15 protein-coding genes are annotated in these 18,683 nt (G+C 66.6%); 11 read left to right on the top strand and 4 right to left on the bottom strand.

Annotated elements, in window-relative coordinates:
- The first annotated feature begins 3 nt into the window (after positions 1–3).
- Together ligA and def are read left to right on the top strand one after the other, a co-directional pair.
- Complete coding sequence (ligA, locus tag AAHB16_RS01035) at positions 4–2,145, top strand: NAD-dependent DNA ligase LigA (RefSeq protein ID WP_342049823.1); 2,142 nt, start codon at positions 4–6, stop codon at positions 2,143–2,145.
- 15 nt (positions 2,146–2,160) lie between these two features.
- Positions 2,161–2,694: a peptide deformylase gene (def, locus tag AAHB16_RS01030; RefSeq protein ID WP_150371980.1), complete on the top strand. Its 534-nt coding sequence runs from the start codon at positions 2,161–2,163 to the stop codon at positions 2,692–2,694.
- 26 nt (positions 2,695–2,720) lie between these two features.
- On the opposite strand, the gene AAHB16_RS01025 is transcribed toward def, so the two are convergent.
- Positions 2,721–4,181: an MFS transporter gene (locus AAHB16_RS01025; protein WP_342049822.1), complete on the bottom strand. Its 1,461-nt coding sequence runs from the start codon at positions 4,179–4,181 to the stop codon at positions 2,721–2,723.
- A gap of 121 nt (positions 4,182–4,302) precedes the next feature.
- On the opposite strand from AAHB16_RS01025, the gene AAHB16_RS01020 reads away from it, so the two are divergent.
- Entirely contained in the window at positions 4,303–5,199 is an 897-nt protein-coding gene (locus tag AAHB16_RS01020; protein ID WP_342049821.1) for a helix-turn-helix transcriptional regulator, read from the top strand.
- A gap of 42 nt (positions 5,200–5,241) precedes the next feature.
- Here the strand turns inward: AAHB16_RS01020 and AAHB16_RS01015 are convergent, their stop codons facing one another.
- The 3 genes from AAHB16_RS01015 to map form a co-directional block, all read right to left on the bottom strand.
- Complete coding sequence (locus tag AAHB16_RS01015; protein WP_342049820.1) at positions 5,242–7,161, bottom strand: pseudouridine synthase; 1,920 nt, start codon at positions 7,159–7,161, stop codon at positions 5,242–5,244.
- A 27-nt stretch (positions 7,162–7,188) separates the two neighbouring features.
- Entirely contained in the window at positions 7,189–9,762 is a 2,574-nt protein-coding gene (locus AAHB16_RS01010; RefSeq protein WP_342050012.1) for a [protein-PII] uridylyltransferase, read from the bottom strand.
- Positions 9,763–9,838: 76 nt separating this feature from the next.
- On the bottom strand, positions 9,839–10,657 hold the full coding sequence (gene map / locus AAHB16_RS01005) for a type I methionyl aminopeptidase (RefSeq protein WP_150371976.1): 819 nt from the start codon (positions 10,655–10,657) through the stop codon (positions 9,839–9,841).
- Between the two features lie 314 nt (positions 10,658–10,971).
- On the opposite strand from map, the gene rpsB reads away from it, so the two are divergent.
- From rpsB to rseP, 8 genes are all read left to right on the top strand, one after another.
- A complete protein-coding gene (rpsB, locus tag AAHB16_RS01000; RefSeq protein WP_109581250.1) occupies positions 10,972–11,715 on the top strand; it encodes a 30S ribosomal protein S2 in 744 nt (247 codons plus the stop codon).
- Positions 11,716–11,871: 156 nt separating this feature from the next.
- Positions 11,872–12,750, top strand: a complete 879-nt coding sequence (gene tsf / locus AAHB16_RS00995; RefSeq protein WP_150371975.1) for a translation elongation factor Ts — start codon at positions 11,872–11,874, stop codon at positions 12,748–12,750.
- Positions 12,751–12,958: 208 nt separating this feature from the next.
- Positions 12,959–13,669, top strand: a complete 711-nt coding sequence (gene pyrH, locus AAHB16_RS00990) for a UMP kinase (protein ID WP_150371974.1) — start codon at positions 12,959–12,961, stop codon at positions 13,667–13,669.
- A gap of 109 nt (positions 13,670–13,778) precedes the next feature.
- Positions 13,779–14,339 (top strand): ribosome recycling factor, encoded by a 561-nt coding sequence (frr, locus tag AAHB16_RS00985; RefSeq protein ID WP_150371973.1) that lies wholly within the window; start codon positions 13,779–13,781, stop codon positions 14,337–14,339.
- A 14-nt stretch (positions 14,340–14,353) separates the two neighbouring features.
- Positions 14,354–15,124: an isoprenyl transferase gene (locus tag AAHB16_RS00980; RefSeq protein WP_150373791.1), complete on the top strand. Its 771-nt coding sequence runs from the start codon at positions 14,354–14,356 to the stop codon at positions 15,122–15,124.
- 57 nt (positions 15,125–15,181) lie between these two features.
- Positions 15,182–16,003 (top strand): phosphatidate cytidylyltransferase, encoded by an 822-nt coding sequence (locus tag AAHB16_RS00975; RefSeq protein ID WP_342049819.1) that lies wholly within the window; start codon positions 15,182–15,184, stop codon positions 16,001–16,003.
- Positions 16,004–16,024: 21 nt separating this feature from the next.
- Complete coding sequence (gene ispC, locus AAHB16_RS00970) at positions 16,025–17,200, top strand: 1-deoxy-D-xylulose-5-phosphate reductoisomerase (protein WP_150371971.1); 1,176 nt, start codon at positions 16,025–16,027, stop codon at positions 17,198–17,200.
- Positions 17,201–17,276: 76 nt separating this feature from the next.
- Positions 17,277–18,671, top strand: coding sequence for an RIP metalloprotease RseP (rseP, locus tag AAHB16_RS00965; protein WP_150371970.1), 1,395 nt, complete (start codon positions 17,277–17,279; stop codon positions 18,669–18,671).
- The last annotated feature ends 12 nt before the right edge of the window (positions 18,672–18,683 follow it).

The following is an 18,683-nucleotide window of genomic DNA, read 5'->3' as shown; positions in this document are numbered from 1 at the left end:
GCGATGACCGGAAAAACCCGTGGCGCGCAGGCATCGACCTCCGCGCCGGCGGAGCGCGTGCAATGGCTGCGCGAAGAACTCGACCGCCATAGCTACCAGTATTACGTGCTGGATGCGCCGACGATTCCCGATGCGGACTACGACGCGCTGTTCGGCGAGTTGCAGGCGCTCGAGACCGAACACCCCGAACTGCTGACCGACGACTCGCCGACGCAGCGCGTGGGCGGCGCGCCGCTTGCCGCGTTCGATGCCGTGCGGCATCGCGTGCCGATGCTGTCGCTGAACAATGGCTTCGAGGACGACGACGTCGTCAACTTCGACCGCCGCTGCGCGCAGGGCCTCGGGCGTCCGGCCCCCGTGCCCGTGCCCGCCGCCGACGCCCCGCAGGATCTGTTCAGTCAGGCGGAAGAGACCGCGCGCGTGCCCGACAACGCGGTGGAGTACGCCTGCGAACTCAAGTTCGACGGACTGGCGATGTCGCTGCGCTACGAGGGCGGCAAGCTCGTGCAGGCCGCCACGCGCGGCGATGGCGAGACGGGCGAGGACGTCACCGCCAACGTGCGCACGATCAAGGCCATTCCGCTCAAGCTGCGGGGCGAGGCGCCCGCCGTGCTCGAAGTGCGCGGCGAGGTGTTCATGTACCGCGAGGACTTCGACAAGCTCAATGCGCGCCAGGCCGAGGCCGGCGAGAAGACCTTCGTCAATCCGCGCAATGCGGCCGCCGGCAGCCTGCGTCAGCTGGATCCGCGCATTACCGCGAAGCGTCCGCTGTCGTTCTTCGCTTACGGTCTCGGCGAACTGCAGGGCGCCGATCGTCCCGTCACGCACAGCGTGATGCTGGACGGTTTTGCGCGGCTGGGGCTGCCCGTCTGTGCCGAGCGCCGCGTGGTCAAGGGCGCGCCGGGCCTGCTCGCGTTCTATCGCGATATCGGCGCGCGCCGCGACCAGCTGCCGTACGACATCGACGGCGTGGTCTACAAGGTCAACGCGCTGGCAGAGCAGGAGCAACTGGGCTTTGTCTCGCGCGCGCCGCGCTTTGCGCTCGCGCACAAGTTTCCCGCGCAGGAGATGACCACGATCGTCGAGGACATCGAGGTGCAGGTCGGCCGTACCGGCGCGATCACGCCGGTGGCGCGGCTGGCGCCCGTGTTCGTCGGGGGCGTCACGGTGACCAACGCGACGCTGCACAACGAGGACGAGATTCGCCGCAAGGATGTGCATATCGGCGACACCGTGATCGTGCGCCGCGCCGGCGACGTGATTCCGGAGGTCGTGGCGGTGGTGGCCGAGCGCCGGCCCGCGGACGCGCGCGCGTTCGTGATGCCGACCGCATGCCCTGTATGCGGCTCGCATATCGAGAAGCTCGAAGGCGAGGCCATCGCGCGTTGCACGGGCGGGCTGATCTGCGCCGCCCAGCGCAAGCAGGCGCTGCTGCATTTCGCGCAGCGCCGCGCGATGGATATCGAAGGCCTCGGCGATAAGCTCGTCGAGCAGCTCGTCGATCAGGGCATCGTGCGCACGCCGGCCGATCTGTACAAGCTCGGCGTGATGAAGCTCGCGGCGCTCGACCGCATGGCGGACAAGTCGGCCGCCAATATCGTCGAGGCCATCGAACGTTCGCGCACGCCGATGCTCAATCGTTTCATCTTCGCACTGGGCATTCGCCACGTCGGGGAATCTACGGCCAAGGATCTGGCCAAACACTTCGGCAGGCTGCAGGCGGTCATGGATGCGGACGAAGCGGCACTGCTCGAGGTCAATGACGTCGGCCCCGTCGTGGCGCAGTCGATCGCGAACTTCTTTGCCGAGGAACACAACCGACAGGTCATCGAGGATCTGCTGGCTTCGGGCGTGACCCCGTCGGAGAGCGAACCGGCCGCGCGCGTGCCGGCGCCGCTCGCGGGCAAGACGTTCGTGCTGACGGGCACGCTGCCCACGCTCTCGCGCGAGGAAGCCAAGGAGCGGCTCGAGGCGCTGGGCGCCAAGGTGGCGGGTTCGGTGTCGAAGAAGACCGATTACGTGGTGGCCGGGGCCGAGGCGGGCAGCAAGCTCGAGAAGGCCCAGTCGCTCGGCGTGGCCGTGATCGACGAGGATGGCATGCTGGCACTGCTCGCCGAACTGGCGGGCGACGCGAGTGCGGGCTGAACCGGAGGGAACACGATGATTCGAGACATCCTGAAGATGGGCGATTCGCGACTGCTGCGGATCGCGCAACCCGTGACGCGGTTCAACACGCCCGAACTGCGCGCGCTGGTCGAGGACATGTTCGACACGATGGCCCATGCGAACGGCGCGGGCCTGGCGGCGCCGCAGATCGGCGTGGACCTGCAGGTCGTGATCTTCGGGTTCGATCGCATGCCCAATCAGCCCGACCGGCCGATGGTGCCGAAGACGGTGCTGATCAACCCCGTCATCGAACCGCTGTCGGAAGAGCGCGAAGAGGGTTGGGAAGGTTGCCTGTCGGTGCCCGGCATGCGCGGCGTGGTACCGCGCTACACGCATCTGCGGTACTCGGGCTACGACATCGAAGGGCACCGCATCGAGCGCGTCGCGGACGGGTTCCATGCGCGCGTGGTGCAGCACGAATGCGACCACCTGCTCGGCGTGCTGTACCCGATGCGGATCGAGGACTTCTCGCGCTTCGGCTTTACCGAAGTCCTCTTTCCCGAGCTCCCCGCGGATTATGACGACTGATCGCGACGACTGATCGCGACGACGGTTTACCGTGACGGGCAGGCGGCGGCCGGCACGACCGGCTGCCCATGCCGCGCGTGGTAGCGCAGCGCGCCCGCCAGCAACAGCACAATCAGCAGCAGTTCCGCGCCCAGTCCCGCCTGTGTGGCATCGAGGTAGGCGCCCGGCGGGATCGCGGCACCCGCATGGTGGTGCAGCACCTGCGCGAACACCGTCCCCAGCAATGCCGAGCCCAGGCCGAACGCGGCCTGCTGCATCGTCGCCAGCATCGCGCTTCCCGCGCCCGCGTGGTCGGCCGGAATATCGGCCAGCCCGATGCGATAGAAACAACCCACCATCAGCGCATTGCCGAAGCCGATCACCACGGTCGGCGGGGCAAGGTCCAGCCACGTCGGATGCGGCCACACGTGATGCAGCGTGTAGCACAGCGCGAGCATGCCGACGATATGAATCGCGCAGCCGGCGATCAGCGTGCGTGTGCGGCCGATGGCCGCGACGATGCGCGCGCTGAGCACGGCGCAGATGAAGTACGCGGTACCGAGCGCGATAAACGCATTGCCGCACTGGGTCGGCGACAGATGCGCGCCCGATTGCAGCGCGAGTGCCAGCACGAACATCATGCCGCTCCAGCTCGTGAACAGCAGGATGGCGATCGCGAGGCCGAAGCGCACGCTCGGCAGGCGCATCAGCGAGGGCGGCAGCAGCGGATGCAGGCCCCGGCGCTCCTGATTCAGTTCCACACGCCAGAGCAGCGCGATCAGCGGAACCGCGGCGGCCATCGTGGCCAGCAATGGCCAGGACCAGTGCATGGTCGGACCCATGGCCAGCGGCACGAGGATCGCCATGATCACGACCGCGAGGATCGCGGTGCCCGGCACGTCGATGCCGAACGCATTCTCGCGGCGCGTCTCGGGAATGAGCCGTGGCGACAGCACGAGGATGGCCGCGCAGACCGGCAGGTTGATCAGGAACGCACTGCGCCACCCGAGTCCGGCGATATCGGCGGAGACGAGCACGCCGCCGAGCACCTGCCCGATGATGAACGCGATGCCGCTGACAGAACCGAACAGCGCGATCGCGCGCGAATGCGCGGGGCCGCGCAGGCCCACGTGGATCGTGGCGAGGATCTGCGGCACCAACAGCGCGGCCGCGGTGCCCTGCAGCACGCGCGCGGCCAGCAGCATCAGCATCGAATCGGCGATGCCGCACAGCAGCGAGGCGATGCCGAACAGCAGCACGCCCATATTGAACACGCGGCGGCGGCCGAAGTTGTCGCCGAGGCGCCCGCCCATGGCGAGGCAGACGGCAAACGCCACGCCGTAGACGGCGACCATCAGTTCGAGTTCGGTGGCGGTCGCGTGCAGCGACTGCTCGATGGCGTTGAGGGCTACGTTGACGATCGAGAAGTCGATTTGCGGCAATAACTGGCCGGCCAGCAGCACATAGAGGCCGGACTTGGCCAGCGAAGGGGAGGGTGTCGTACTCATTGGGGTTTACCTGCAGACGCGATGCGATGTGCGGTAGTATCGGAGGTCGCCTAGACTGGTACAAGAGCCCAGTCTAGACTGGTATAAATTGTGTCAGCTTAGGTTTCCGAGGAGTTCTTGCATGACTGCACGTCCGGGTAGGCTCGATGTGGTGTCGCTCGATGACGATGTGACCGATGACGGGGTCTCGGACAGCCGCTCGCTGGAGCTGGGCGCCTTTCTGCGCGCCCGCCGCGAAAGTCTCGATCCCGCGGCCATGGGGCTTGGGCGCATGGGGCGGCGGCGAACGCCGGGGCTGCGGCGCGAGGAAGTCGCGGCGCTCGCCGATATCGGCATCACGTGGTACACGAAGCTCGAGCAGGGGCGTCCGATTCGCGTCTCCCACAAGGTGCTCGGCGCCGTGGCGTCGGCCCTGCAATGCAGCGAGTCCGAAACCGAGCATCTGTTCGTGCTGGCCGGCATGCCGCGTCCGCCCGCGATCCAGGCGCCGTGCGAAGCGGTGCTGCCGGCGACGCAGCGGATTCTCGACCAACTGAGCCCGTTGCCGGCGATCGTGGAGAACACGCGGTTCGATATCCTCGGGTTCAACGATGCCTATTGCCGGCTGGTGGGGATGGACCTGTCCCGGGTGCCACGCGAGGATCGCAACTGCCTTTACCTGGCGCTGTCGCAACCGAGCTGGAAATCGATCGTCGTGGACTGGGAGGGCATGGTGACCGCGATGGTCGCCCTGTTCCGCGCGCAGATGGCGGAGCATACGCACGACCCCGTGTGGCAGGCGGCGTTGCAGCGGTATATGGCGGTGTCGGAGACGTTCCGGGCATTGTGGCCGCGGTATCAGGTGCGCGGGTTCGAGAACCAGACCAAGCGCTTTTTTCACCCCGACACGGGCGTGTTGACCCTGCATAGCAACAACTGGTGGTCGTCGCCGCGGCATGGGGTACGGATGCTCGTGTATGTGCCGGTGGACGAGTCCAGCGAAGCGGCCTTGTCGCGGCTGCCGCCGCTGGCATCGTAGATGGCTGGTTGCCCTCTCCCTGCGGGGGAGAGGGCCGGGACCTCAGAACTTCTCGAACGGTCCGAGGAATCGCCACTGGCCGACGGGCAGGTCGCCCAGCACGATACGCCCCATGCGCACGCGCTTGAGCCCCACCACCTTGAGTCCGACCTGTTCGCACATCCGACGGATCTGACGCTTGCGGCCTTCGCGCAGCACGAAGCGCAATTGCTCTTCGTTCTGCCAGCTGACCTTGGCGGGCTTGAGCACCACGCCGTCGAGCGATAACCCATGGCGCAGCAGGTCGAGCTGCTCGGGCGGGAAGACCTCGCTCACCTTGTGCTCGACATCGCCCTGCGGGGATTGCCATACCACGCGCACGAGGTATTCCTTCTCGACCGTCGAGTCGTCGCCGATCAGCGCGCGGGCGACGCGGCCGTCCTGTGTCAGGACGAGCAGGCCCGTGGAGTCGATGTCCAGGCGGCCGGCGGGGGCGAGGTTCTTGCGTTGCCAGGGGGCAAAGCGCTTGCGGGTGGGATCGTTCTCCCACTGGTTTTCGGGGGCGAACAGCACGGCTGCGGGCTCGTAGCCGTCTTCGGCCTGGCCCGACACGTAGCCGATGGGCTTGTTGAGCAGCACCGTGACGCGTTCGCCCTGCTCGGAGCGGGCGGCCTGCAGGATCTCGATCTCGGCGTCGGGGCGGATGCGCGTGCCGAGTTCGGTGATGGGTTTGCCGTCGACGAGCACCCAGCCGCGCGGAATCCATTCATCGGCCTCGCGGCGCGAACACAGGCCGAGTTCGGACATGCGCTTCGAGAGCCGAACGAGACCGTCGTCCTCGGCGCGGGCGGAGGCATGATCCTCGCCGCGCGGCGCGGCGGCGGGGGTGCGCGGGGCCGGACGGGCGCGGTCGGCGTTGTCGCTGAACCGACGTTCGCGGGTCGGGGCGGGGCGGTCGCCACTGTCACGGCGCGGCGGACGAGCGTCGCCCTCTCGCCGCGGCGCGCGGCCGTCATCGTCGCCGAAGCGTCGCGGCGGACGCGAGTCGTCGTCAAAGCGTCGCGGAGGACGGCCCTCGTCGTTGCCATACGGCCGCGGCGGACGCACATCGCCGTCACGTCGCGGCGGGCGCGAGTCGCCGTCAAAGCGTCGCGGCGGCCGGCCCTCGTCGTTGCCATACGGCCGCGGCGGACGGGCATCGCCTTCACGGCGCGGCCGACGAGCGTCGCCGTCAAAGCGTCGCGGCGGACGACCCTCGTCGTTGCCATAGGGCCGGGGCGGACGGGCCTCGCCGTCACGTCGCGGTGGACGCGAGTCGTTGTCGAACCGTCGCGGCGGACGCGAGTCGTTGTCAAAGCGTCGCGGCGGACGGCCCTCGTCGTTGCCATAGGGCCGGGGCGGACGGGCATCGCCCTCACGTCGCGGCGGGCGCGAGTCGTTGTCGAACCGTCGCGGCGGACGCGAGTCGTTGTCAAAGCGTCGCGGCGGCCGGCCCTCGTCGTTGCCATAGGGCCGGGGCGGACGGGCATCGCCCTCACGGCGCGGCGGACGCGAGTCGTTGTCGAACCGTCGCGGCGGTCGGCCCTCGTCGTTGCCATACGGCCGGGGCGGACGGGCATCGTCGTCACGTCGGGGCGGACGCGAGTCGCCTTCAAAGCGTCGGGGCGGACGCGAGTCGCCGTCAAAGCGTCGCGGCGGCCGGGCGTCGCCTTCCCGTCGCGGCGGGCGATCGCCATACCCACCCCCGGCATTGCGCGCCGGCGACGCCGCACGCTCGCCACTCTCCCCCCCCTGCGGTTTCCGCTTCCCCGCCCGTTCCTTCGCCTGCCGGATCCCCTCCTGCACCGCCTGCACCCGCTTGCGATTCAGGTCCGACACGCGCACGGGGCGCGTCGCCCCCGTCTTCTTGGCAGGCGCGGCGTCGGAGGAGGAGGGGGTCTTGATGCCCAGCGTCTTGCGCCCGGGCGTTTTGCTATCGGTCATCTTGTAGGGTACGAATGCGGCGGCCGTTCAGACCGCCAGCGCATCGAGCAGGTCCTGCTCGAGCTGAAGCTGTAATCGATTATCCGAAGACAGGCGTCCGCCATCGACGAGGAACACGTCCTCGATACGCTCGCCGAGCGTATTGATCCGCGCCGAGAACACCGAAACCCGATGCCGCGCCAGCACCAGCGCGATCGAGTACAGCAGACCCGTACGGTCATTGGCGGAAAGCGAAAGAATGTAGTACTGGCCGCGCTCGTCGGCCCGCAGGTCCACGCGCGGCTTGATCGGAAAACTGCGCGACTGGCGCGACAGCCGTCCCTGCGTCGGCTCCGGCAGCGGACATTCCAGCCGCAGCCGCTCGGCCAGTTCATGCTCGACCAGCGCGAGAATGTCGCGATAGTCGCCCGCGAGCCCGGGATCGGTCACCTGGAACGTATCCAGCGCATACCCATGCCGCGTGGTGTGGATCTTCGCGTCCTGAATGGAGAACGCCTTGCGCTCGAAGTATCCGCAAATGCGCGCGAACAGATCGGGCTGATCCTTCACGTACACGGCAATCTGCAACCCCTCGCCGGCGGGCGAGATGCGCGCCTTCACCACGGCCGTCTCGCTGTCCACCTTGTTGAAGAGATTGCGCGTCAGCCACGCAATGTCGCGCGCATCGTGCCGCAGGAAGAACGACACGTCGAGCTTGTCCCACAGCGGCTTGCCGAGCTCCGGGTCGAATGCCTTGAGCCGAAGCTGCGCAATGGTCTCGTCACGGCGCTGCGCCCACAGCGAATGCGGGTCGAGCTGCGCGCCACCGAGCACCCGCAATGTAATGCGATACAGGTCCTCGAGCAGCTTGCCCTTCCACGCATTCCAGACCTTGGGACTCGTCCCGCGAATATCGGCAACGGTCAGCAGATACAACGCGGTGAGGTAGCGCTCGTTGCCCACCACCTTGGCGAACGCATGCACGACCTCGGGGTCCGTCAGGTCCTGCTTCTGCGCGACATGGCTCATCGTCAGGTGATGCTCGACGAGCCACGCGATCAGATCGGTGTCCTCGCGCGAAATGCCATGCTGCTTGCAGAAGCGCCGCGCATCGACGATGCCGAGCTTCGAGTGGTCGCCACCGCGGCCCTTGGCGATATCGTGGAACAGCGCCGCGATCCACAGCACCCACGGCCGGTCAAAGCTCGCGATGAGCTGGCTGCAGAACGGAAACTCGTGCGTATGCTCGACGATCGCGAACCGCCGCAGGTTCCGCAGCACCATCAGGATGTGCTGGTCCACGGTATAGACGTGGAACAGGTCGTGCTGCATCTGGCCGACGATGCGCCGGAAGTTGATGAGGTACCGGCCCAGCACGCTGGTCTGGTTCATCAGCCGCAATGCATGGGTGATGCCGTGCGGCTCCTGGATGATGGCCAGGAACAGCCGGCGGTTCTCGGGATCGTTGCGCCAGCATGCGTCCATCACCGTGCGCGCGTTGTAGAGCCCGCGCAGCGTGCGCGGCGACAGGCCCTTGACGCCAGGCGTGCGCTCGTACAGCAGGAACGTCTCGAGAATCGCGTGCGGCTCGCGCTCGTAGAGGTCGTCGCTCGTGATCTCGAGCATGCCCTGGCGCTCGACGAAGCGATCGTTCAGCACGCGCGTCACCTTGGACTCGCTCGGGAACAGCATCGCCTCGATATTGAGCAGCAGCACGCTGTTGAGCTGCGTGACCGCCTTGGCCGCCCAGTAGTACCGGCGCATCAGCTGCTCGCTCGCGCGCTTGTGGTTGTTCTGGCGATAGCCGAAGGCCTCGGCCAGCGCCGTCTGCAGGTCGAACACGAGCACGTCCTGCCGGCGCCCGGCCAGCAGATGGAGCCGCGCGCGGATCGTGCGCAGCAGACGTTCGTTACGCGTCAGTTCCTGCGCTTCGCGCTCGGTCAGCAGTCCGCGTTCGAACAGCTGTTTCCAGCTGTCGCCGAGGCCGGCCGCCTGCGTCATCCAGAGGATGACCTGCAGGTCGCGCAGGCCGCCCGGGCTTTCCTTGCAGTTCGGTTCGAGCGCGTAGGGCGTGTCCTGGTACTTCGCATGGCGCTGGCGCATTTCCAGCAGCTTGGCCTGGAAGAAGTCGCCGGCATCCATGTCCGCGTCGTAGCGCGCGCGCAGTTCGTCGAACAGCTTGCGGCTGCCCGTCAGCAGGCGCGCCTCGAGCAGCGAGGTGCGGATCGTGATATCGGCCGCCGACTCGCGGATGCAGTCGTCCACGGTCCGTACCGAGGACCCGATCTCGAGCCCGAGGTCCCAGCACAGGCCGATAAACCGCTCGAGCCGCGAGGCCGTGTCCGCATCGGGCTCCCCGCGCAACAGCAGCAGCACGTCCACGTCCGAGTACGGAAACAGTTCGCCGCGGCCGTAGCCGCCGACGGCCACCAGCGCGGCATCGCGCGGCAGCCCGAGGCCGGTCCACGCCTCGATCAGCGCGGCGTCCACGGCGCGGCGCAGCTTCGTGACGAGCGGATGCACCTGGTTGCTCGCATCGAATTCGGCGAACAGCGCCTGCTTGTCGGCACGCAGCCTGTCGCGGATGCGTTGGCAGAGCAGCAGTTCCGGCGTGGTGTCCATGGCGTGGGCGAGTGAATTCTTCACGGCTGAAAGCACAAAGGGCGCCATCGTCGGCGCCCCGGTATCGTTTGCGGCCTCAGGCCGCGACGGGTTCGGTAATAAAGGGAGGCGGTACCGGCGACCCCGCCGATAACGTCAGCACCTCGTAGCCGGTGTCGGTGACCAGCACGGTATGTTCCCATTGCGCGGACAGGCTGCGGTCGCGCGTCTTGACGGTCCAGTGGTCGGGCATCGTGCGGATGTCGCGCTTGCCCGCGTTGATCATCGGCTCCACCGTGAAGATCATGCCGCTCTTGATCTCGGCGCCGGTGCCCGGACGGCCGTAATGGAGGATCTGCGGATCCTCGTGGAAGTTCTTCCCGATACCGTGGCCGCAATACTCGCGCACCACGCTGTAGCCGGCCGCTTCCGCATGCGTCTGGATGGCATGGCCGATATCGCCGAGGCGCGCGCCGTTGCGCACCTGCTGGATGCCCTTCCACATGCATTCGTAGGTCACCTGCGCCAGGCGCTTGGCGAGGATGGAACCCTCGCCGACGACGAACATGCGGCTGGTGTCGCCGTAATAGCCTTCTTTCGTGATCACGGTGATGTCGAGGTTCACGACATCGCCGTTCTTGAGCACGCGGTCACCGGGAATGCCGTGGCAGATCACGTCGTTGACGGACGTGCAGATGGCGCCGGGGAAGGGCGGGTAGCCCGGCGGCGCATAGTTCAGCGGGGCGGGCACCGTGCCCTGCACGTCGCGCATATAGGCATGGCACAGGCGATCGAGTTCGCCCGTGGTCACGCCGGCCTTGACGTGCGGGGTAATGTAGTCGAGAACCTCGGAGGCCAGACGGCAGGCCACGCGCATTTGCGCGACGTCGTCGGCCGTATTCAGGTAGATGCTCATGCTGCGCTGTAAAAATGTGACGACAAGATCATAAAGACCTCGTCGGAAATCGAATCGCAAAGTAAGATTATCTCACCAACCCGGGCGGTTGGCAGGGATTTGCTGGCCCGCTTGAAGGAAACGCCGATTTGTTGCTACAATCGCGGGCTGCCTTGCTGACGGTTGCCGTTGCAGGCAGCGGAGTCGTACTCGAGAGCGAATGCTTGAGAGCATTACTCGGAACTTTTTGTAAATCGCTTGTCCGCCCATCCGGGGTGTTCCTTTTCAGGAATGTCGGGGCGGACTTCAGACCCAACCCTATTGGAGCACCTCACATGTCCGTGACCATGCGCGAAATGCTGGAAGCCGGTTGCCACTTTGGCCACCAGACCCGCTTCTGGAACCCGAAGATGGCCCCCTTCATCTTCGGCCATCGCAACAAGATTCACATCATCAACCTCGAAAAGACGCTGCCGATGTTCCAGGACGCACTGAAGTACGTGCGTCAGCTGGCTGCAAACCGCGGCACCATTCTTTTCGTGGGCACCAAGCGCCAGTCGCGCGAAGTCCTCGCCGAGGAAGCTGGCCGTGCCGGCATGCCTTACGTCGATGCCCGCTGGCTCGGCGGCATGCTGACCAACCACAAGACGGTCAAGATCTCGATCAAGCGCCTGAAGGACATGGAAGCCGCCAAGGAAGCCGGCGCGCTGGAAACCATGAGCAAGAAGGAAGCGCTGATGTTCGAGCGCGAAATGACCAAGCTGCAGAAGTCGATCGGCGGCATCAAGGACATGGGCGGCATTCCTGACGCCATCTTCGTGGTGGACGTCGGCTACCACAAGATCGCCATCACCGAAGCCAACAAGCTGGGCATTCCCGTGATCGGCGTGGTCGATACGAACCACTCGCCGGAAGGCATCGATTACGTGATTCCGGGTAACGACGACTCGAGCAAGGCTGTGGCACTGTACGTGCGCGGCGTGGCCGACGCGATCCTGGAAGGCCGTGCGAACGCCGTGCAGGAAGTGGTGGAAGCCGCTCGCGAAGGCGACGAATTCGTAGAAGTGCAAGAAGGCTGATGTTCCGGGCACGGGCGCCCTGGCGGCGCCCATGCCGGGAAATCGGGGGTCGAACCCCGAAACAGGGGGCACATCCGTCGCCCCCTTTTTTCAAACTATCAAGCTGTCATCCGCGGTGCGTACCCTTTCCCGCCGGTGACATCCAAGGAGTGAAAAATGGCGGCAATTACCGCAAGCATGGTTGCAGAACTGCGCGCGAAGACCGACGCGCCGATGATGGAATGCAAGAAGGCCCTGACGGAAGCCGATGGCAACCTGGAAAAGGCCGAAGAGCTGCTGCGCGTCAAGCTGGGTAACAAGGCCAGCAAGGCCGCTTCGCGCGTGACCGCCGAAGGCGTGGTCGCCACGTTCATCGACGGCACGACCGGCGCGCTGGTCGAGCTGAACTGCGAAACCGACTTCGTGTCGAAGAACGACGACTTCCTGGCCTTCTCGGCCAAGATCGCCGAACTGATCGCCAAGCAGAACCCGGCCGACGTGGCCGCCCTGTCGGCGCTCGAGATCGACGGCGTGTCGGTGGAAGCCACGCGTACCGCGCTGATCGGCAAGATCGGTGAAAACCTGGCGATCCGCCGCTTCAAGCGCTACGCCAACGGCGGCAAGCTGGCCTCGTACCTGCACGGCACGCGTATCGGCGTGGTCGTGGAGTTCGACGGCGACGAAACCGCTGCCAAGGACGTGGCCATGCACGTGGCCGCCATGAAGCCCGTGTCGCTGTCGTCGAACGACGTGCCGGCCGAGCTGATCGCCAAGGAGCGCAGCATCGCCGAGCAGAAGGCTGCCGAATCGGGCAAGCCGGCCGAGATCGTCTCCAAGATGGTCGAGGGTTCGGTCCAGAAGTACCTGAAGGAAGTCTCGCTGCTGAACCAGCCGTTCGTGAAGAACGACAAGCAGACCGTCGAGCAGATGCTGAAGGCCGCCAACACGACCGTGAAGGGCTTCACGCTGTTCGTGGTGGGCGAGGGCATCGAGAAGAAGCAGGACGACTTCGCTGCCGAAGTGGCTGCCCAGGTGGCCGCTGCCCAGAAGGGCTGATGTTCCGGGTGGCAAGCGGGCGTTCCATGCGGACTCCCAACGCTGCCACCGTATAATGCCGAGGGGCGCCGCAAGGTGCCCCTCTGCACAAGTAGCACTGCACCAGCACTGTACAAGCAGCCAGTTTTCGTCGTGATCCGGCACCCCGGGTCACGACGAAAACCGGTTACGACCGGCGTTTCCCAGTTAAATTTGCCCGAGGGTGAACATGCCAGCCTACAAGCGCGTCCTTCTGAAACTGTCCGGTGAGGCCCTGATGGGCGACGATGCCTTCGGCATCAACCGCTCCACCATCGAAAGCATGGTCAACGACATCGCCGAGATCGTGAAGCTGGGCGTCCAGGTGGCCGTGGTCATCGGCGGCGGCAATATCTTCCGCGGCGTGGCTGGCGGTGCCGCCGGGATGGACCGCGCGACGGCCGACTACATGGGCATGCTGGCCACGATGATGAACGCGCTGGCCCTGCAGGACGCCATGCGTCACGCCAATATCGAAGGCCGGGTCCAGTCCGCGCTGCGCATGGACCAGGTGGTCGAGCCCTATATCCGCCCCCGCGCCATCCGCCAGCTCGAAGAAGGCAAGGTCGTGATTTTCGCGGCCGGTACCGGCAACCCGTTCTTCACGACCGACACGGCCGCCGCGCTGCGCGGCGCCGAGATCGGCGCCGAGATCGTGCTCAAGGCCACCAAGGTAGACGGCGTGTACACGGCCGACCCGAAGAAGGATCCCAGCGCCACGCGCTACACGACGATCTCGTTCGACGAGGCGATTTCCCGCAACCTGCAGGTCATGGACGCCACGGCGTTCGCGCTGTGCCGCGACCAGAAGCTGCCGATCAAGGTTTTCTCGATCGTCAAGCCGGGCGCGCTGCTTCGTGTGATCCAGGGTGAGGACGAAGGTACGCTGGTGCACGTTTGACGTGGACGGACCGAGGCAGAATGGCAATTCGCGCGGTCCTTGAGAGTAGAATGGTTCATTTTCGATCCCGCCCAGGGCGGGATCCTGTCTGGCATTTCCGGAGGTAAACATGACCGTCGCCGACACAAAGAAGAGCGTCGAGCAGAAGATGCAGAAGTCGATCGAAGCCTTCAAGGCCGATCTGGCCAAGATTCGTACGGGCCGTGCCCATACCGGCCTGCTCGATCACGTGCAGGTGGATTACTACGGTTCGCCGGTGCCCATCAGCCAGGTGGCCAATGTCGGCCTGGCCGATGCCCGCACGATCAGCGTGCAGCCGTGGGAAAAGAAGATGGTGCAGCCGGTCGAGAAGGCCATCCGCGACGCGGACCTCGGCCTGAACCCGTCCACCATGGGCGACGTGATCCGCGTGCCGATGCCCGCCCTGACCGAAGAGCGCCGCAAGGAGCTGACCAAGGTCGTCAAGAGCGAGGCCGAGGGTGCCAAGATCGCCGTGCGTAACCTGCGCCGCGACGCCAACGAACAGTTCAAGAAGCTGGTCAAGGACAAGACGATCTCCGAGGACGACGAGCGCCGCGGTCAGGACGAAGTCCAGAAGCTGACGGACAAGTTCGTCGCCGAGATCGACAAGCTCGTGGCCGAGAAAGAAAAGGAGATCATGACGGTGTGAAACCGTCTGTCACCATGCAGCACATCAGTTCTACGCTCGGCGTTCCCGATACCAGCTATGTGCCCCAGCACGTTGCCATCATCATGGATGGCAACGGCCGCTGGGCGACACAACGCCATCTGCCCCGCATCGCCGGCCATAATCGTGGCCTGGACGCGGTTCGGGCCGTGGTCGAGGCGAGCGCCGCGCGTGGCGTGCAGTTCCTCACGCTGTTCGCATTCAGTTCCGAGAACTGGCGCCGCCCCGCGGACGAAGTCTCGTTCCTGATGCGCCTGTTCATGACCGCCCTGCGCCGCGAGGTGGTCAAGATGCACGCCAACAATATTCGCCTGCGCGTGGTGGGAGACCTGTCCCGCTTCAGCCCGCGCATTCAGCAGCTGATTGCCGATGCCGAGGCGCGCACCGCGAAGAATACCGGCCTGACGGTGACCATCGCCGCCAACTACGGCGGCCGGTGGGACCTGCTCCAGGCCATGCGCAAGATGCTCGCGCGCCAGCCGATGCTCGACCCCGAAACCATCGACGAATCGGTGCTCGCACCGCATCTGGCGATGGCCTACGCCCCGGAGCCGGACCTGTTCATCCGCACCGGCGGGGAACAACGCATCAGCAATTTCCTGCTCTGGCAGCTCGCCTACTCCGAGCTTTACTTCACCGATACCTACTGGCCCGATTTCGACGCCGCCGAACTCGACAAGGCGTTTGCGTCGTACCGGCAGCGGGAACGGCGTTTCGGCCGCACCAGCGCACAGCTGGTCGCGCCGGGTCTGTCGGGAACCGCCTGAGCGTCCTCGGGACGCTCCTGCCGTTCACGGGCCATTCACTCAGGGACACCGCAGCGCATGCTCATTACCCGCGTCATCACCGCCGTTTGCCTGCTGCTGTTGATCCTGCCGATCCTGTTTCTGGCACCGCCGGTGGCGCTGGCCGGGCTCGTCGCGATCATCGTCCTGCTGGGCGGCTGGGAGTTCGGCCGCCTGATCGGCCTGCGGGGGTCCATGCCCGTCGTCTATGCCGTGGTCTGCCTGCTCGTGCTGCTGGTCTGGGATGCCGCGCCCGATCCGCGCTCGGTGATGGTGCTGCTTGCGGCCGCCGTCGTCGCGTGGGGCGTCGCGCTGGTGCTGCTCGCGCGTGGCGTGCGGACGGCCACGCCGGCCTTTACCGGGCTGGGCGCGATTCTGGGTGTCATCATGCTGCCGGCGTTCGGCCATGCCGTGATGGTGCTGCGCGGGCAGGGCATTGCCGTCCTGCTGTCGGTGGCGGTGCTGGTCTGGGTGGCCGATATCGGCGCGTATTTCGTGGGCAAGGCCATTGGCCGCCGCAAGCTCGCGCCGACCATCAGCCCGGGCAAGTCCTGGGAGGGCGCGCTGGGCGGCTGGGTGTTCGTCATGGCGCTCGGCCTCGGACTGGCGGCATCGCATGCGTTCGCGCCGACCTGGTTCTCCGCGATGGCGGACCGCCACGGTCTGGGCCTCGTCGCGGTGCTGACGACATTGCTGGTGGCCGCGAGCGTGATCGGCGATCTGTTCGAGTCGCTGCTCAAGCGTCAGGTCGGGATGAAGGACAGCAGCGGCCTGCTGCCCGGGCACGGTGGCGTGCTGGACCGCATCGATGCGCTGATTCCCGTATTTCCGCTGGCGGCGCTGCTGCTGGCGTGGCTGTGACCCTTATCTGAACTGGTTTCTATGCAACGCATCACCATTCTCGGCGCAACCGGATCCATTGGCGAAAGCACGCTGGACGTCGTGCGGCGCCACCCGGACCGCTACACGGTTCACGCGCTGTCGGCGCATCGCCAGGTCGACAAGCTCGCGGCCGCCTGTGCCGAGTTTCGTCCGGCACGCGCCGTCGTGGGCAGCCCGGAAGCGGCACGCGAACTCGAGGGCCTGCTGCGCCAGGCCGGCGTGAAGACCGAAGTCAGCCATGGACCGGAGGCGCTCGAGTCGGTGGCCGCCGATACGGGGACCGATGCGGTCATGGCCGCGATCGTCGGCGCCGCGGGGCTGCGCTCGTCGCTGGCCGCCGCGCGCGCGGGCAAGCGCGTGCTGCTCGCGAACAAGGAATCGCTCGTGATGTCCGGCGCCATCTTCATGGACGCGGTGCGCGAGCATGGCGCCACGCTGCTGCCGATCGACAGCGAGCACAATGCCATCTTCCAGTGCCTGCCGACCGACGACCCGCGCTATCGCGCCGGCGTGTCGAAGGTGCTGGTCACCGCGTCGGGCGGCCCGTTTCGCACGCGCGATCCCTCGACGCTGCACGACATCACGCCCGACGAGGCCTGTGCCCATCCCAAATGGGTGATGGGGCGCAAGATCTCGGTGGATTCGGCGACGATGATGAACAAGGGCCTCGAGGTCATCGAAGCCCACTGGCTGTTCGGCGCGCCCGCGGACAAGATCGAGGTCCTGATCCATCCGCAGAGCATCGTCCATTCGATGGTCGCCTATGCCGACGGCTCGGTGCTCGCGCAGCTCGGCAACCCCGATATGCGCACGCCCATCGCCTACGGCATGGCGTACCCCGAGCGCATCGACTCCGGCGTGACGCCGCTGGACCTGACCGTGGCCGGCGGCCTGCATTTCGAGACCCCGGACCTGAAACGCTTTCCGTGCCTGGGGCTCGCGTTCGACGCGCTGCGCGCGGGGGGCGTGGCGCCGGCGGTGCTGAATGCCGCCAACGAGGTCGCCGTGGAGGCGTTCCTGACCGGCGGCGCGCGCTTTACCGACATCGCGCGCGTGGTCGAGGGCGTCCTCGGCCAGCCGCACGAAGGCTCGGCGGAGTCGCTCGACGGCGTGCTCGCGGCCGATGCCGGCGCGCGCGCGGCCGCGCAACAACTGGTGGCGAGCCTGGCTCGCTGATGATCGTGGCGATAACGACCGCGGCGATGTGCAATGCGCGTTCGCCGAGGTCCGCAGTCTTGACGGATGACATGCCATGCAAACCGTGATCGCTTTTATCGTTGCCCTGTGCATTCTGATTTTCGTGCACGAAATGGGGCACTACCTGGCGGCGCGGGCCTGCGGCGTCAAGGTCCTGCGATTCTCGATCGGCTTCGGCCGGCCGCTCGCGCGCTGGGTATCGAAGGGCCGTGACCGGACCGAGTGGACGCTCGCGGCGATTCCGCTGGGCGGCTACGTCAAGATGCTCGACGAGCGCGAGCGCGATCCCGAGGTCGATCCGCCGATCGACGCGGCCGAACTGCCGCGCGCGTTCAACCGCCAGCCCGTGGGCAAGCGGTTCGTGATCGTGGCGGCCGGCCCGCTGGCCAACTTCCTGCTGGCGATCGTCTTCTATATGGTGCTGCTCGCGGGCGGCATGCGCGAGCCGGTGCCCGTGGTGGCGGCGCCCGCGGCCGGCACGGTCGCGGCGGAGGCCGGCGTGCGCGAGGGCGACCGCGTGCTGTCGCTGACCGCGCACGACAGTACCGAGACCATCCGCTCGTGGAACGACCTGCGCATGGCCGTTTTCTCAAACGGATTCGACGATGCCCCGGCCGTGCTGCGCGTGCGCGGCACCGACGGCGCCGAGCGCGACGTGCGGCTGGGCCGCCTGCCGAATACGGGCGGCAATCCGGAGCAGGACCCGCTGGCCACGCTGGGCCTGAATCTCAAGGGCGGCCCGGTCACCGTGGCCGAAGTCCTGCCGGACAGCGCCGCGCAACGGGCCGGCCTGCGGGCGGGCGACCAGGTGGTGGCGTTCGGGGACAAGCCGCTGACGCAGGCGAGCGAGCTGATCCGCGCCGTGCGCGCGCAGCCGGGCCAGGCGGTGGTGCTCGGCATCCAGCGCGACGGCAAGCGGCTCGACGTGCCGGTCACGCTCGACACCGCGCCCGGCGAGGCGCCCAAGGATGGCGGTGCGGCAAAGCCCGCCGGCAAGCTGGGCGCGGCGCTCAATCAGGCCGTACAGACCGAAACCGTGCGCTATCCGCTCGGGCAGGCGACGGTCCGTGCCGCGGCGCAGGTCTGGAACACGAGCGTGCTCTCGCTGAAGCTGCTCGGAAAGATGCTGATCGGCGAGGCGTCGCTGCAGAATCTCAGCGGGCCGCTGACCGTCGCCGATTATGCGGGCCGCGCGGCCAACATGGGTTGGCAGCCGTTCATCAGCTTCCTGGCGCTGGTCAGCGTCAGCCTCGGTGTACTGAATTTGTTACCTATTCCGGTTCTGGATGGGGGGCATTTGCTGTATTATTGCGTGGAATTTTTGACTGGCAGGCCCGTACCAGATCACTGGCAGGCGACGCTGCAGAAGGTCGGCATCGCCTGCATCTTGCTCCTGACCTCACTCGCTTTGTTCAATGACGTCAGCCGATTGTTCCTGGCGCGCGGGTAGCTGCGCGTTGGC

Source organism: Cupriavidus sp. OTU4054 (assembly GCF_038440175.1).
Classification (GTDB): Bacteria; Pseudomonadota; Gammaproteobacteria; order Burkholderiales; family Burkholderiaceae; genus Cupriavidus; species Cupriavidus pauculus_D.
This window is presented reverse-complemented; position numbering and strand designations above follow the sequence as displayed.